Source organism: Kosakonia sp. LAM2021, assembly GCF_016620385.1.
In the GTDB taxonomy this organism is placed as follows: Bacteria; Pseudomonadota; Gammaproteobacteria; order Enterobacterales; family Enterobacteriaceae; genus Kosakonia; species Kosakonia sacchari.
Map to the genome: position 1 here is coordinate 130,092 of NZ_JAENHT010000005.1, position 15,146 is coordinate 145,237.

At 56.1% G+C, this 15,146-nt stretch carries 14 protein-coding genes; 5 read left to right on the forward strand and 9 right to left on the reverse strand.

Annotated features, from left to right (window positions below; all coding sequences use genetic code 11):
- The first annotated feature begins 1 nt into the window (after position 1).
- Both JKP81_RS12915 and JKP81_RS12920 read left to right on the forward strand, forming a co-directional pair.
- Positions 2-712: a methyltransferase domain-containing protein gene (locus JKP81_RS12915; RefSeq protein WP_200552063.1), complete on the forward strand. Its 711-nt coding sequence runs from the start codon at positions 2-4 to the stop codon at positions 710-712.
- Positions 690-1,424, forward strand: a complete 735-nt coding sequence (locus JKP81_RS12920) for a class I SAM-dependent methyltransferase (RefSeq protein ID WP_200552064.1) — start codon at positions 690-692, stop codon at positions 1,422-1,424. The genes JKP81_RS12915 and JKP81_RS12920 overlap by 23 nt, the downstream gene beginning before the upstream one ends.
- Before the next feature lie 37 nt (positions 1,425-1,461).
- On the opposite strand, the gene fdhF is transcribed toward JKP81_RS12920, so the two are convergent.
- The gene (gene fdhF, locus JKP81_RS12925; protein WP_200552065.1) at positions 1,462-3,609 is read right to left on the reverse strand and encodes a formate dehydrogenase subunit alpha; all 2,148 of its coding nucleotides are present in this window, start codon (positions 3,607-3,609) and stop codon (positions 1,462-1,464) included.
- A gap of 257 nt (positions 3,610-3,866) precedes the next feature.
- Here fdhF and JKP81_RS12930 point away from each other — a divergent pair, with 257 nt between their 5' ends.
- A complete protein-coding gene (locus JKP81_RS12930; protein ID WP_200552066.1) occupies positions 3,867-4,598 on the forward strand; it encodes a response regulator in 732 nt (243 codons plus the stop codon).
- 3 nt (positions 4,599-4,601) lie between these two features.
- Here the strand turns inward: JKP81_RS12930 and JKP81_RS12935 are convergent, their stop codons facing one another.
- Genes JKP81_RS12935 through JKP81_RS12960 form a run of 6 tightly spaced genes read right to left on the reverse strand, consistent with a single transcriptional unit; the run spans position 4,602 to position 10,703 of the window.
- Entirely contained in the window at positions 4,602-5,594 is a 993-nt protein-coding gene (locus JKP81_RS12935) for a carbohydrate kinase family protein (protein WP_200552210.1), read from the reverse strand.
- Entirely contained in the window at positions 5,594-6,454 is an 861-nt protein-coding gene (locus JKP81_RS12940; RefSeq protein WP_200552067.1) for a ketose 1,6-bisphosphate aldolase, read from the reverse strand. Before JKP81_RS12940 ends, JKP81_RS12935 begins: the two co-directional genes overlap by 1 nt.
- 11 nt (positions 6,455-6,465) lie before the next feature.
- Complete coding sequence (locus tag JKP81_RS12945) at positions 6,466-7,152, reverse strand: D-lyxose/D-mannose family sugar isomerase (RefSeq protein ID WP_200552068.1); 687 nt, start codon at positions 7,150-7,152, stop codon at positions 6,466-6,468.
- A 51-nt stretch (positions 7,153-7,203) separates the two neighbouring features.
- The gene (locus JKP81_RS12950) at positions 7,204-8,145 is read right to left on the reverse strand and encodes an ABC transporter substrate-binding protein (RefSeq protein WP_017459503.1); all 942 of its coding nucleotides are present in this window, start codon (positions 8,143-8,145) and stop codon (positions 7,204-7,206) included.
- A 40-nt stretch (positions 8,146-8,185) separates the two neighbouring features.
- Complete coding sequence (locus tag JKP81_RS12955; protein WP_200552069.1) at positions 8,186-9,187, reverse strand: ribose ABC transporter permease; 1,002 nt, start codon at positions 9,185-9,187, stop codon at positions 8,186-8,188.
- Positions 9,180-10,703, reverse strand: a complete 1,524-nt coding sequence (locus JKP81_RS12960) for a sugar ABC transporter ATP-binding protein (protein WP_200552070.1) — start codon at positions 10,701-10,703, stop codon at positions 9,180-9,182. The genes JKP81_RS12955 and JKP81_RS12960 overlap by 8 nt, the downstream gene beginning before the upstream one ends.
- Positions 10,704-10,828: 125 nt before the next feature.
- On the opposite strand from JKP81_RS12960, the gene JKP81_RS12965 reads away from it, so the two are divergent.
- A complete protein-coding gene (locus tag JKP81_RS12965; protein ID WP_200552071.1) occupies positions 10,829-13,393 on the forward strand; it encodes an ATP-binding protein in 2,565 nt (854 codons plus the stop codon).
- Positions 13,394-13,473: 80 nt separating this feature from the next.
- Positions 13,474-13,785 (forward strand): DDRRRQL repeat protein YjdP, encoded by a 312-nt coding sequence (yjdP, locus tag JKP81_RS12970; protein WP_200552072.1) that lies wholly within the window; start codon positions 13,474-13,476, stop codon positions 13,783-13,785.
- Between the two features lie 5 nt (positions 13,786-13,790).
- On the opposite strand, the gene JKP81_RS12975 is transcribed toward yjdP, so the two are convergent.
- Positions 13,791-14,126, reverse strand: coding sequence for a low molecular weight protein tyrosine phosphatase family protein (locus JKP81_RS12975; protein WP_020456181.1), 336 nt, complete (start codon positions 14,124-14,126; stop codon positions 13,791-13,793).
- Between the two features lie 206 nt (positions 14,127-14,332).
- Entirely contained in the window at positions 14,333-15,091 is a 759-nt protein-coding gene (gene phnP / locus JKP81_RS12980) for a phosphonate metabolism protein PhnP (RefSeq protein WP_200552073.1), read from the reverse strand.
- Positions 15,092-15,146 lie beyond the last annotated feature (55 nt).

Consider the following 15,146-nt stretch of genomic DNA (forward strand, 5'->3'; position numbering starts at 1 on the left):
CATGGAAGTGGGTAACAGTATTTCAATATCAACCGGGCAACAATGGTCTTTTGATAATGATGTCGCCAGCCATTTTGATGAACATGTGCAAATGTCGGTGCCGGTTTATCAGGAGGGACATGAACTTATTGGTTTTTTAAGTGATTTCTTTATTAAAGACGGTTCAGTGTTTTATGAAATAGGCTGCTCCACTGGTGCGCTAATTCATAAAATTTATACCCGTCATAGCCAAAAAGCAGCGACACGGTTTATTGGCGTTGAACCGGTTCAGAATATGATCGCGCAGGCGAAAAAAAGAACCGGCAGTTTACCCATTGAATATCTGCATAACACCATTGAAAATATCGACATGGAAGCGTGCGACTTTATCGCTTCTTATTACTGCTTGCAGTTTATTCCACTAACTAAGCGCATAATGGCTTATGAAAAATTATATGATGCGTTAATCCCGGGTGGTGCGTTAATTCTTTTTGAAAAAGAGGTTATTGACGACTCAAAAATAAATGAAATGATCGAGTCTTGTTATCTTAAATTCAAACTGTCGCGAGGGTTTTCGGTTGATGAAATTCTCGCTAAAAAATTTAGCCTCGAAGGAATGATGCGGCCCTGCACCGAACGAGAAAACAGAAAGATCCTTGCGGAAGTCGGGTTTAAACAAATTGCCACGATCATGAAATACGGTGAATTCCATGGATATCTTTGCATCAAATAAGCGTAGCCAGCAAAATAAAAGTAAATGGGAAGAGTTACATAAAAAATCGGCGGATGAACGTGTGCGCACCACACCCAGTTACGCCATAAAACGAATCTACGAAAGCCTGGAATATATTCAAACTCACTCCACCACCGTCAACACACTGGAAATTGGCTGTGGGTTTGGTCGCAATCTTCATTACCTTATTACCCATGGTTTTTCTGATAATTACGTCGGTATTGATCAGACCGATATCGCGATTCATAAAGCAACGGAGCTGCTCAGTGATTATCAACAGAAAGGCATTGTACAGATTATTAAGGCCAACGCGGCAGGTGATTTACCCTTTCCGAATGATCACTTCGATTGCATTTTCGATATTATGTCCGCTATTACTTTTATTCCCGATGAAGCGGTACGCGTCGCTTATTTCAACAACGTGGTCAGGCTCCTGAAACCGGGCGGCGCTTATTTCTTCCTTGCCGTCAGTAACCAGGCGGTGTTTAACGATAAAGTCGTCGATGTAACGCTGGATGAACCGGGCCTGTTCAAACGTAAATTCGACAACATGATTGAAAAAGCCTATTCGGCGGATGAACTGAAACGCTATCTGACGGGATTGTCTGTTTGCTGTCTGGATGTGGTTTCCGAACATACTCGCGCTTTTGGCGATGAAAAGTTCGAACGAGAAAATGGGTTCTGGTTTGGCTGTTTTACCAAAGCGATCTGAAAAAAATGCGGGGTGGTGAACACCCCGCATTAACGACTTAACCCATTGCGCTTTCGCGCAGGCGAGTCTTCAGTTTGTTGTACTCATCTATCACATACTGTTCGGCGGCGCGCTGATCGGCGATCGGCTCCACACGCACGGCGCAGTATTTGTACTCCGGCGTTTTGGTTATCGGGCTGAGGTTTTCCGTCACCAGCTCGTTACAGGCGCCAATCCACCACTGGTAGGTCATATACACCGCGCCTTTATTCGGACGCTCGCTGACCTGCGCACGCGTGATGATTTTGCCTTTGCGCGAGTTCACCCACACCAGCGCTTCATCTTCAATGCCCAGCCTTGCAGCGTCGGCCGTGTTGATTTGCGCATAACCCGGTTCATCCGCCAGCGCGGCGAGCGCGGCGCAGTTACCGGTCATTGAACGGCAGGAGTAGTGACCCACTTCTCGCACGGTGGAAAGCACCATCGGATACTCCTCGTTGAGTTTATCCATTGGCGCGACCCAGTCGCAGGTGAAGAACTTCGCCAGCCCATTCGGCGTATCGAATTTTTCTTTAAACAGATACGACGTGCCTTGATCGGCATCCGACGTGTCACGACACGGCCACTGAATGTAGCCCAGCTCACCCATTTTTTCGTAGGTGGCGCCGTAGAAGTCCGGGCAAAGATGACGCAACTCATCCCAGATTTCCTGCGTGTTGTTGTAATGCATCGGATAACCCATCCGGGTGGCGATCTCGCTGATGATTTGCCAGTCCGTTTTCAGATCCCACTTCGGTTCCACCGCTTTAAAGAAGCGCTGGAAGCCGCGATCCGCTGCGGTATAAACACCTTCGTGCTCACCCCAGGAGGTCGATGGCAGGATGACGTCCGCCGCGGCTGCGGTTTTGGTCATGAAAATGTCCTGCACAATCACCAGTTCAAGCCCTTCAAACGCCTTACGTACCGCTGAAAGCTCGGCATCTGTCTGAAGCGGATCTTCGCCCATGATATAAGCGGCGCGGACTTCGCCGTGCTCAACGCGGTGCGGCAGCTCGCTAATGCGATAACCGGTATGCGCAGGCAGGCTTTCAACGCCCCAGGCTTTGGCGAATTTCTCGCGGTGCGCATCCTCTTTCACGTACTGGTAACCAGGGTAGGTATCCGGTAACGCGCCCATATCGCAGGCACCCTGTACGTTGTTCTGACCACGCACCGGGTTCACGCCAACGTGTGCTTTTCCGAGGTTGCCCGTCAGCATCGCGAGGCTGGTCAGCGAACGCACCGTTTCCACACCCTGGTAGAACTGGGTCACGCCCATGCCCCACAGAATGGCGGCGGTTTTCGCACCGGCATACATGCGGGCGGCCTGGCGGATCTCCTGCGCCGTGACGCCAGTGATCTCCTCGACCGATTCCGGCGTATAGCCTTCAACGATTTTCCGGTACTCTTCAAACCCTTCGGTACGATTGGCGACAAACGCTTCGTCGTACAGCTTTTCCTCAATAATGACATGCCCCATCGCGTTGAGCAGGGCGATGTTCGACCCGTTTTTCAATGCAACGTGCATATCCGCAATGCGCGCGGTTTCGATTTTGCGCGGATCGCAGACAATGATTTTCGCCCCGTTTTGTTTCGCGCGAATCACATGATTAGCGACGATCGGGTGAGAATCCGCCGGGTTGTAACCAAAGATAAACACTAAGTCCGTGTTATCAATTTCATTAATGGCATTACTCATCGCGCCATTACCGACCGACTGGTGCAGACCTGCAACCGATGGGCCGTGTCAGACACGAGCGCAGCAGTCGACGTTATTGGTACCAATAACGGCGCGCGCGAATTTTTGCATTATGTAGTTGGTTTCATTACCCGTACCGCGGGAAGAGCCGGTGGTCTGGATCGCGTCCGGACCGTACTTCTCTTTGATGGCGCTCAGACGACCGGCGACATAATCGAGCGCTTCATCCCAGGATACAGACTCCAGTTTGCCGCCGCGCTGGCGACGGATCATCGGGGTTTTCAGGCGAGGCGTCAGAATCTGGGTATCGTTAATAAAATCCCAGCCGTAATAACCTTTCAGACACAGAGTGCCCTGATTGGTCTTGCCCTGCGCTGCCTCCGCCCGAACGATTTTGCCGTTATCGACCACCAGGTGAATCTTGCAACCTGAGGCGCAATACGGGCAAACCGTGACGACTTTTTTCATCACTTTCGCTCCAGTTAAGAATATCGCCCCCGATTATGCATCTTCTATGCCACAGTGTTGCTGGGGGTATTCACTGATATTACGGCGGATATTTGGTCAAAATACTGACGAAACGCAGGTCATCGTCAAAAGTGACGTGTCGAAAGGCGAGGGGGATGTGACCCCGGTTAAAAATCCGGCATTTAGTCGCTGCATTTATCAATCGCAGCCAACAGAATGAGCCAGAATGAGCAAATGAAGCCTGGCGGAAGCGGACAATGAAACCTGCGATTCTGGTTGTAGATGACGATACGGCGGTGTGTTCACTGCTGGAAGATGTGCTCAACGAGCACGTCTTTACGGTCTACGCCTGCCATAACGGGCGCGATGCGGTAAACCTCTGTGCGCAGCATGCGGATATCGCGCTGGTGCTGTTAGATATGATGTTGCCAGATATCAACGGCTTGCAGGTGTTACAGCAGTTGCAAAAACTGCGCCCGTCGCTGCCGGTGGTGATGCTCACCGGGCTTGGCAGCGAATCGGATGTGGTGGTCGGCCTGGAAATGGGTGCCGATGACTACATTGGCAAGCCATTCAACGCGCGTGTGCTGGTCGCGCGCGTCAAAGCCGTATTGCGACGTACTGGCGTGCTGGCGGCGGAAGCCACCGCCATCAAAACGCCGGGGTTTGTCTTTAACGGCTGGCATCTCGATCCCGAGCGCTGCGAGCTGTTTAACCCGCAGCAGCAGAGTGTTGGCCTAACTCAAGGTGAGTACAGCTTGTTGCTGGCGCTGGTACAAAACGCGCGCCGGGTACTGAATCGCGAACAGTTGCTGGAGCTGACGCACAGCGAAAGCGTCGATGTGTTTGACCGCACTATTGACGTGTTGATTATGCGCCTGCGCCGCAAAATCGAAACCAATCCCCACCAACCCGCGTTGATCAAAACCTTGCGCGGGCTTGGCTACGTGTTTGCCGCAGACGTTTCGCACGGCGATAAAGCCGCCTGAGCCTCAGCACTCCTGTAATAACGCGTCCAGCGTTTTCGCGCCGTCAATGGCATTGGCGCACAGCAGGCTGGCGCGGGCGCAGGCATGTGCCAGCAGGATGCTTTTTTGCAGCGGCCAGCTTTCGTGGCAGCCATATAAAAAGCCCGCGCAAAAGGCATCTCCCGCCCCCACGCTGCCAATAATTTCGGCCTGGCTCAGCATTCGCGAAGGCACCCAACTGCCCGCATCGCCGGGCGCTTCACCCCAGGCACCTTCCGGGCAGTGGATCACCACCCGCTGTTTTACGCCCGCCGCCAGCAGTTTGGCCGCCGCGAGAGCGATGTTGTCGATATGTGGTCCGTCGTCGGCAGTACGCATCGGTAGTCCGCTGAATTCGCCCGCTTCCAGTTCGTTGATCACCAGGTAATCGAGGTGCGGCAAGCAGGGCAGCACCAGCGGTTGATAGCGTGGATCGCCCTTGCGCGACACTAAATCCAGCGACGTTTCAAAACCCAGTTCGCGCATTTGCGCCAGCAGGCGCGCGCTGCGGGTGCCAAACTCCTCATCCGCTTTATCAAGGCTGTCGAGCAGCAGCAAATAGCCGAGATGGAAAATCTTCATGCTGTCATCCAGCCCGTCAAAGGCAGACAAATCCAGCAGACGGTTCGCACCCGGCGAGTGGAAAAAGGTGCGCTGACCGGAAGGGTCGGTCATCACCTGCGACATCGACGTCGGTGCAGACGTGGTGCGCTGCACGTGCTGGCGGTTGACGTGATATTGCTCCAGCATCGCCAGAATATAATCGCCGTCGCTGTCTTCCCCCACCAGCCCAACCGCCTGCAACGGTAAGCCAACGTGCATTTTCGCCAGCGTCAACAACACATTCAGCGGCGCACCGCCAGTGGAACGCTCGCTGTGGGTGATTTCCGCCAGCCAGCCGCGCTCTGGCCACTGCACAATCTGGTGGACATGATCGACCAGCATATTTCCGGCGGCGATAACCCCTTTACGTTCCATCACAGTTGCCCCGCGCTGCCAAAGATACGCATCTGCCCGGCGACGGTATCGGTAATGGCTTCTTCAACACTGAGCAAGAGCTGCGCGAACTCGTCGTACAGCGGCTGGCGGTTGCCCATGCGCTGCTCAATGGCGCCCAGTGCGGCTTGCGACATGCCGGTGTAAAAATTGATCTTATGAATGCCGAGCGAGATGGCGCGGCGGAAATCGTCATCGCTGATACCGGAACCGCCGTGCAGCACCAGCGGCAGGCCGGTTTGCTGGCGAATGGCGTCAAGGCGCTCAAAATCAAGTTTCGGTTCGCCTTTGTACTTACCGTGCGCATTGCCAATGGCGACCGCCAGCGTATCGATGCCGGTGCGATCCACAAAATCCCGCGCCAGCGCCGGATCGGTGAAACAGGCTTCATCAGCGTGGCCGTACAACGCACCGCCTTCATCGCCGCCCACTGCGCCCAGTTCGGCTTCAACGGAAACGCCCACCGCGTGGCACATCTTCACCACTTCCCGCGTCTGGCGAATATTCTCTTCGTACTCCAGCGTGGAGCCATCGAACATCACCGAACTAAAGCCGAGCCGCAAGGCACGCACCACCGATTCAAAATGCAGGCCGTGGTCGAGATTGAGTACCACCGGAATGTCACTGCGGGCGGCTTCGAATTTCACCGCTTCGACCAGCGAGTCCAGCGAGATGTACTTAAAATGCACTTCGGCGATATTGATGATAAACGGCGATCGCTCCTGCTTCGCGGCGGCGAACAAGGCGCGTAGAAAGTGGGAGTCGAGCACGTTGAACGCACCTAAGGCGTAGTGATGTTCGCGGGCGTGGGCCAGGCCTTCGGCAAGAGAAATCAGCGGCATAGCAAACTCCTTTAGCTCAGAAACAGATGATACTCGTTGCACAGCACCAGCAGCGCCGGTTCGTCTTCCAGAACGTTGTTGTAGCGATCCATGGCGTTCAGGAAGTGGTTGTCATGTTCGTCATCGTTAACCGACGACACTTCCCCGACCAGCACATCGCCGAAGCCGGGTTCGCCCCAGAAGCTGTGATATAGCCCCGGTGGCAGGCAAATACTTTCCCCTGGTGAGAGGCGCAGCTGGCTGCCCGCCGCGTGTGTCTGAATGCAGCCATCAATGACCACGGTAACGTCGGTGTTGAGCGTTTCGTCATTCGCTCCGGCGTTCCACAGTTCAATAATTAAATTACCGCCGCCGCGATTAATGATGTCCTCGCGCTTGCGCCAGTGAAAATGCATCGGTGTCACCTGCGCGTCGCGCACATGCATGATCTTTTCCGCATAACATTTTTCATAAGGCGCGCCGTTGGGCGAGCCGTTGCGCAGCGTAAACAGCGTCAGTCCCTGGGCGTAGAAATTCGAACTGCCAAAGGCGGTGACATCCCAGCCTAACTTCAGATCGAACACTTCGCGCCAGGCCTCTCTGTCCAGCTGTTGCCATTTGGTCGGTGGAAAACTGGCAAAAGGAGGCAGATGCACATCGTGCATCGAGAAGAACTGTCGTGTATGGCCGAGAATCTCATTAATGGCGGAGCGTTTCATGGTATCCCCTGTGTTGGCGCTCCCTCTCCCTTGCGGGAGAGGGATAAACCGTTATTTCACCGTCCAGCCTTTGTAGCTACCCACATTCTGTTTATCGATCATGGTCACCGGGATCAGCACCGGCGCTTTCGGCGCGGGTTTGCCTTGCAGGATGTCATAGCCAATTTCCACCGCGCGGGCGGCCATCACTTGTGGATCCTGAGCCGGGGTGGCGACAAATAGCGAGTTCTTACGTTTCAGCGCCTCTTCACCGTCCGGGCTGCCGTCGACGCCAACGATAAAGAACTCGTTGCGTTGCGCCTGTTTAGCGGCTAAATCGGCGCCGATCGCCGTCGGATCGTTAATCGCAAATACGCCGTCGATTTTCGGGTTAGCGGCAAGCAGTGAGGTCATCACTTCCAGCCCGCCTTCACGGCTGCCTTTGGCGTTCTGGTTATCGGAAAGCACCTTGATGTCCGGGTGGCGTTTAAACTCGGTCTGGCAACCTTCGACACGGTTCTGCACGGCGGAAACCGGTGGCCCGTTGATGATCACCACATTGCCTTTGCCTTTCAGACGATCGGTGATGTATTTACACGCCATTTCGCCAGCCTGGGTGTTATCGGAGGTGATGGTGGCGTCAGCGCCTTCTGCCGCCACGTCAACCGCCACGACGACGATCCCGGCGTCTTTCGCCCGTTTCACCGCCGGGCCGATGCCCTTGGAATCTGCGGCGTTGAGGATGATCATGTCGACTTTGGCGGCGATAAAGTTATCGATTTGCGCCACTTGCTGACCCAGATCGTAGCCGCTGGAAACCAGCGTGACTTTGACCTTATCGCCCGCTAGTTTGCGCGCTTCCAGCTCCGCCCCTTTGGTGATTTGCACGAAGAAGGGGTTCGCCAGATCGCCCACCGTGACGCCGATGGACTTCAGTTCTTTGGCCTGCGCGAACGGGGCGCTTGCCAGCAGAGCACCCGCGCAGAGCGCAGTGACAAGAGGTTTAAGACGCATGCTGTAATCCTCACTTATGTTGCTGTTTTGTAGGGTATTGTTATGCTGCCTGATGATGCCGGGTACGGTATTTGTCGATCAGCACCGCTATGATGATCACCGCCCCTTTGATCACCAATTGCCAGAAGTAGGAGACGCCCATCAGCGTCATCCCGTTGTTTAAGGTGGCGATAATCAGCGCCCCCACCAGCGTGCCGGTGATGGTGCCAATCCCGCCGACAAAGCTGGTGCCGCCGAGGATCACCGCCGCGATGGCGTCCAGCTCATAGCCCATGCCAAGGTTGCCGTTGGCGCTGTACAAGCGCGAGGCGCTCATCACCCCGCCAAGGCCAGAAAGCAACCCGCTCATGCCATAGACGAACAGTAAAACCAGCCACACTTTGATGCCGGTCAGGCGTGCGGCCTGCATATTGCCGCCCACCGCGTAAATATGAACGCCAAGCGTGGTACGGCGCAGAATGAACCAGCACACCGCAATCACCGCCAGTGCGATCACCACCAGCCACGGCACCGGGCCGAGGTAGTTATTGCCGATCCACTCAAAACTGATGTCGGAGTTGATAACCGTGGTGCCGTCAGCCAGCAGATAGGCCGCACCGCGCAGCGCGGTGTAAGTGCCGAGCGTGACGATAAACGGCGGCAACCCGGCGAACGCCACCAGCGCGCCGTTAAACAGCCCCAGAACCAGGCCAAGCATCAGCGCCGCCGGCACCGACAGCATGGCGAGCTCCGGCATCAACGACACCACCATGGCTGCCACTGCCGTGGTGCCCAGAATCGAACCGACAGACAGGTCGATGCCGCCGGTCAGAATGATGAAGGTCATTCCCGCCGCCAGCACAATGTTGATCGACGCCTGGCGGGTGATATTCAGCAAATTGCTTTCGGTAAAGAAGTTCGGTGCGATAAAGCCAAATATGGCGACGATGAGGATCAAAATCGGCAAGATGCCGACCGTTTGCATCAGATCGCCCATCAACATCTTTTTGGCGGAGGCCGATTTGGCGACCTCGGTGGCTGTATTTTCTTTGGAATCAGTCATGGTGTACCGCCGGGTGTAGGGATTCGTTAACGCCGGTCGCCAGCGTCATGATGTTTTCCTGGGTGATGTCGCCGTTGAGTAACTCTCCGGCAATCTCGCCTTCGCGCATCACATATACGCGATCGCTCATGCCGACCACTTCCGGTAACTCACTGGAGATCATCAGGATCGCCACGCCTTTGCGCGCCATCTGGTTCATGATCCGGTAGATCTCGCTTTTCGCGCCGACATCGACACCGCGTGTTGGCTCGTCGAGGATCAAAATGCGCGGGCCAATCGCCACCCAGCGCGAGATCAGCAGTTTTTGTTGGTTACCGCCGGAAAGCCCGCCCGCCCGTACTTGCGCGTGCGGTACGCGGATGTTGAGCAGCTTGATGGCATCATCGGAGATCGACTGCGCTTTTTTGCGATCGAGCATTCCCCAGGCGGCGTCGCGCTCAAGCGTCGCCATGGTGATGTTCTCCTGCGCCGCCAGTTCGAGAAACAGCCCTTGCTCTTTGCGGTTTTCGGTCAAAAAACCGATGCCCAAATCAATGGCGGCGCGCGGGGAGTGGATCACCACTGGTTCGCCATCCACTTCGATCATGCCGCCGGTGGCTTTACGCACGCCGAAGATCAACTGCGCCAGTTCCGATCGCCCCGCACCAACCAGCCCGGCGAGACCGACGATCTCCCCGGCGCGGACATGCAAGCTAACCGGCTGGATCTTTTCGTTATCGGTCAGGTGGTGAATGCTCAGACGCGGGCTGCCGAGCGGAATATCGCGCTCTTTGTTAAACAGATCGCTGAGCGGTCGCCCGACCATCATGCGGACCAGTTCGGAGGCATTTAGTTTGTCGCGGGTCAGGCTGCCGACGTATTGCCCGTCGCGCAGCACGCTGACGCGATCGGAAAGCTCATATACTTCCGCCATGCGGTGGCTGATGTAGATAATCGCCATACCTTGATCGCGCAGGCGCAGGATCAGATCGAACAGGCGGTGAGTTTCACGCGAGGAGAGGGCAGCGGTGGGTTCATCCATCACCAGAATGCGGCTGTTGCGATGCAACGCGCGGGCGATCTCCACCTGCTGTTGTTCGGCGATGGTTAAGGTCATCACCCGGTCGGTGGCTTTGAAATTTGCGCCAAGGCGATCGATCACCGCCTGGGCTTGCGCGGCCATCTCTTTGCGCTGCACCAGCCCGCCACGGGCGATTTCGCTGCCGAGAAAGATGTTTTCGGCGACGGTAAGATTGGGCGCGAGCTGCATCTCCTGGTAAATCAAGGTAATGCCCGCAGCCAGTGCGTCTTTCGGGCCTTTGATACTGTAAGGCTGGCCGTCAATCAGGATCTCGCCGCTGGTGGCGCTATAAGCCCCGGCAAGGATTTTCATTAACGTGCTTTTCCCCGCGCCGTTTTCCCCCATCAGCGCGTGGATCTCGCCGGGCCAGACCGTCAGGTCCACCCCTTTGAGCGCGTAAAACTTGCCAAACGCTTTGGCAATGTTGCGCATCTCCAGAACGGGCGTTGTGCTCATGTCAGGCTCCTCGGAAGGACGATATCGGCACTTCATCACACGTTCGTAAATGCACAATGTCAGAAGCTGTTCATATTTGTCATAGTGACGCCACATAACCGCGTTGAGCCTCTTGTGGAGCCACTATGCCGTATCGCGCGAATCCGTTCTTTTCCAGCGCCCGTGGGCGGCTGCTGTTTTTTAATGTGTTAGTGGTGGCGGTAACCTTAATGGTGTGCGGCGTGGCGGTGTTCGGCTTTCGCCATGCCAGCCAGATTCAGGAACAGGTGCAGCAGCAGACGCTGGACGATATGACCGGCAGCATGAACCTGGCGCGCGATACCGCCAACGTCGCCACGGCGGCGGTGCGTTTGTCGCAGGTGGTCGGCGCGCTGGAGTACAAAGGGGAAGCCGAGCGGCTGAAAGCGACGCAAAGTGCGCTACAACATTCGCTTAACCAGCTTGCGAACGCGCCGTTGGCGCAACTGGAACCGCAGCTGGTGGCGCAGATCACGCGGCGCAGCCATGAGTTGCAGCAAAGCGTCACCGAGATGCTGCAACGCGGGCAGCGCCGTCACCTGGAGCGTAATGCGCTGCTCAGTTCGCTCTACCAGAGCCAAAGCTACTTGCGCCATTTACAGGAAATAAATACGCGGGAAGGGGGAAATATCCCCGACAGCCGCCAACTGGAAGAGATGGACCGGCTCATCATTGCCGCCATTCAAACGCCCTCCCCGCGCCCGACCATCAAGCAGTTATCGGAAGTGATGGCAACATTACCGCTGCAAAGCGCCAGCCCAACGGTGGCGTTTATCCTGCCCGATTTCAGCGCTGAGTTGCGCAAACTGGAGCCGCTGTCGCTGCAACTGGAAGAGAGCGATCTGGCGATCAGCTGGTCGATGTTTCACATCAAAGCGCTGGTGGCGCTACTCAACAGCGACATTAACCAGTATGTCTCTGAAGTGGCGAACGCCTCTGAACTGCGCACCACCCAGAGCCACCAGGAGATGCGATCCATCATTGTGTTTATCAGCGTTTTCGCCCTGCTGGCGCTGGTGATCACCGGCTTTGCCGGTTGGTATATCTACCGTAACCTGGGGTCTAATTTAACCGCGATTTCGCGCGCGATGTCGCGGCTGGCGCACGGTGAAAAGGAGGTTTCCGTACCGGGTTTGCAGCGGCGTGACGAGCTGGGCGAACTGGCGCGGGCGTTTAACGTCTTCGCGCGCAACACCGCCTCGCTGGAGCACACCTCAAAGCTGCTGAAAGAGAAAAGTACGCAACTGGAAACCACTTTTCACGCCATGCGCGACGGTTTTGCCCTGTTTGATAACCAGGGCTGTCTGGTGGTGTGGAACCCGCAATATCCGCTGCTGCTGGGGTTAACCGCCGATGCGCTCCAGCGGGGCCAGCACTATCAGCGTTTGCTGCACCAGGTGAGTGATTTACCCGGTCACGTGCAGGAGAATCTGGCGCGCCCGCTGCCAAAACCGCAGGAGTTGCGGCTGGCGGATGACCGCACCATTGAGCTGCGCTTCAGCCCGGTGCCGGGGCGCGGAATAGTTAACGTGGTGCTGGACCGAACCGAGCGTAAAGGGCTGGAAGCCGCATTGCTGCACAGCCAGAAGATGAAAGCGGTCGGGCAACTGACCGGCGGGCTGGCGCATGACTTTAACAACCTGCTGGCGGTGATCATCGGTAGCCTCGAACTGGTTGCGCCCGATTCACCGGATGCGCCGCGCATTTCGCGGGCGCTGAAAGCTGCCGAGCGCGGGGCGTTGCTCACGCAGCGCTTGCTGGCGTTTTCACGTAAGCAGTCGCTGCATCCGCACGCGGTAGAGATGCAGCCGCTGCTGGAAAACCTCGGCGAGCTGATGCGCCACTCCCTGCCAGCGACGTTGACGCTGGAGATTGAGGCGCAGAACCCGGCGTGGCCCGCGTGGATCGACGTCGGGCAACTGGAAAACGCCATCATTAACCTGGTGATGAACGCCCGCGATGCCATGGAAGGACAAAGCGGCGTTATCAAAGTGCGCACCTGGAACCAGCGTGTCACCCGCAGCGACGGGCGCAAGCAGGATATGGTGGCGCTGGAAGTGGTGGATCACGGCTGCGGGATGTCGCAAGAGATAAAAGCGCAGGTGTTTGAACCGTTCTTCACCACCAAGCAGACCGGTAGCGGCAGCGGGTTAGGGCTATCGATGGTTTACGGCTTTGTCCGCCAGTCCGGCGGACGGGTAGAGATTGAAAGCGCGCCAGGGCAGGGCACCACGGTGCGTTTACAACTGCCACGCGCGGCGGTGCAGGTGGTCAATCACCCCGAGCCGGATATGGCGCAAACGCGTGATACCCGCGACACGCTGATTCTGGTGCTGGAAGATGAAGCAGATGTCCGCCAGACGCTATGTGAACAGCTGCATGAGCTGGGGTATTTAACGCTGGAGGCCGAAAGTGGCGAGCAGGCGTTACAATTGCTGAGCGCGTCGCCGGAGATTGGCGCGCTGATTAGCGACCTGATGTTGCCCGGAACGCTAAGTGGGGCGGAAGTGATCAACCTTGCGCGCCAGCACTATCCGCAACTGCCGCTGTTGCTGATAAGCGGCCAGGACCTGCGCCCGGCGCATAACCCTGCGTTGCCGGATGTTGAACTGTTGCGCAAACCCTTTACCCGCGTACAACTCGCTCAGGCGCTGCGGCGCATTGCGGCATAGGGGATTTGAGATTCCTCCGCTACCCGGCGCGCGCGTGGCTGAATTAACGTAAGCCTCGTCCCTATTTGAGGCTGGCCTTTATGAAACGTTACGCGAACGCGCTGGTGCTCGGCGCTCTCTTACTCAGTGGTCAGGTTGCCCACGCGGATATGATTGATGATGCGATTGGTAATATCCAGCGGGCGATTGGCGAGGCGTATAACACGGATAGCCGCGATGACCGGCGCGATGATGACTATCAAAGTCGCGACCAGCGCAGACAGTACGACGACCGTTATCAGCAGCTTGAGGACCGGCGTCGTCAACTGGATGACCGCCAGCGCCAGCTCGATCGCGAGCGGCGCCAGCTGGAAGATGAACAGCGCAGGCTGGATGACGATGATTATCGCTAACGCGGCTACGCAGGGATGCGCAAACCTAAACGCGCCGGAACAACATCTTCCAGCAACGCGATCAGTTGCGGATCCATAAAGTGGTAATGGTCAGGAATATCCAGCACGTAAACCGGTTTATGCTGCACCAGGCGGCTGAAGTCTTCCAGAATCCGGCTTTTGTGATGTTCTTCCATGACGCAGATAACATCCGCCCAGGAGAGAATGGCGGGGGAGACGGTTTTTCTCGCCTGGCGCTGGGTGCCAGCGGAACGGGCATTTAGCCCAGGGTAGCGGCGAAAAACCTGCTCAGCCGTGGGGCTGCGCCACTGGTTTCGGCTACAAATAAAAAGCACATTCATGGCAAGCTCAATACTCTGTCAAAGCCGCGATGTGCTAATAACTGCAGCTCACACGCGGGTAAGTAAGACCCCGTTGCGTTATGCGCAACAACTTTTTTTGCTTCGAGTCTGTACGCTTAATCCCTCAAACGACCTCTTTACAGGCTGCGTCTGCTTATTCCGCTTCCACCGGAAAAGATGCGACGAATATATCGGTATTACGCGGTCTAATCCAGCACAATCCGCATGCCATCATACCCTGCTTCAACCCCCGCCGGCAGCGGGTTTTTCATCATCCATTGATCAAAGACATGACTGATATGCGTTAGGATAACTCTTGGACAGCCAATCACCTCATTTAAGGCGATAACCGTGTTCAAATCGCAGTGATTTTTCGGCGTTTGCGCACGCGGTTCATAAGAACAATCTATTACCACCACTTGCGGATGATTATTGAGCAAAAACTTCAGCGTCTTGTCCGGTAACCCGGCAGTATCCGACAGCCACGCCACCCGGCTGTGCGCCGATTCGAACAAATAGCCGAACGTGAGTTTCGAGTGATTCAGCGGCAGCGGCGTCACCTGCAGACCTTGCAGATCAAACACCACAAACGGTTCAACGGTATGGCTGAAATCGAGCAGGCCGGGGTGCTTAAACAAATCGTCGCAACCTTGCTCATCCGGCGGGCCATAGACCGGAATTTTTTCGCCCACGCCCCAGCGCAACGGAAACAGCCCTTGCACATGATCCATGTGATAGTGAGTAAGCAGGAACTGCTGAAAATGACCGGCGGGAAAGTTATCCATTAGATCGGGGATACCGGCGTCAAGTAAGGTCACTGCATCGTTAAACTTCACGACGGCGCTACAGGGCTTGCGGCGATAAGTTTCATTCTGACGGGCACGGCGGCAGGCTGCGCAGTCGCAACCAAAAGCCGGCACCAGTTGTGCACCGCCGGTGCCGGTAAGGGTAATTGTCAGGCTCATAGCGCCTCGCTTTAACGGTTGAGTCAACGTAACCGGCGCAGCAACGCTACGCCGA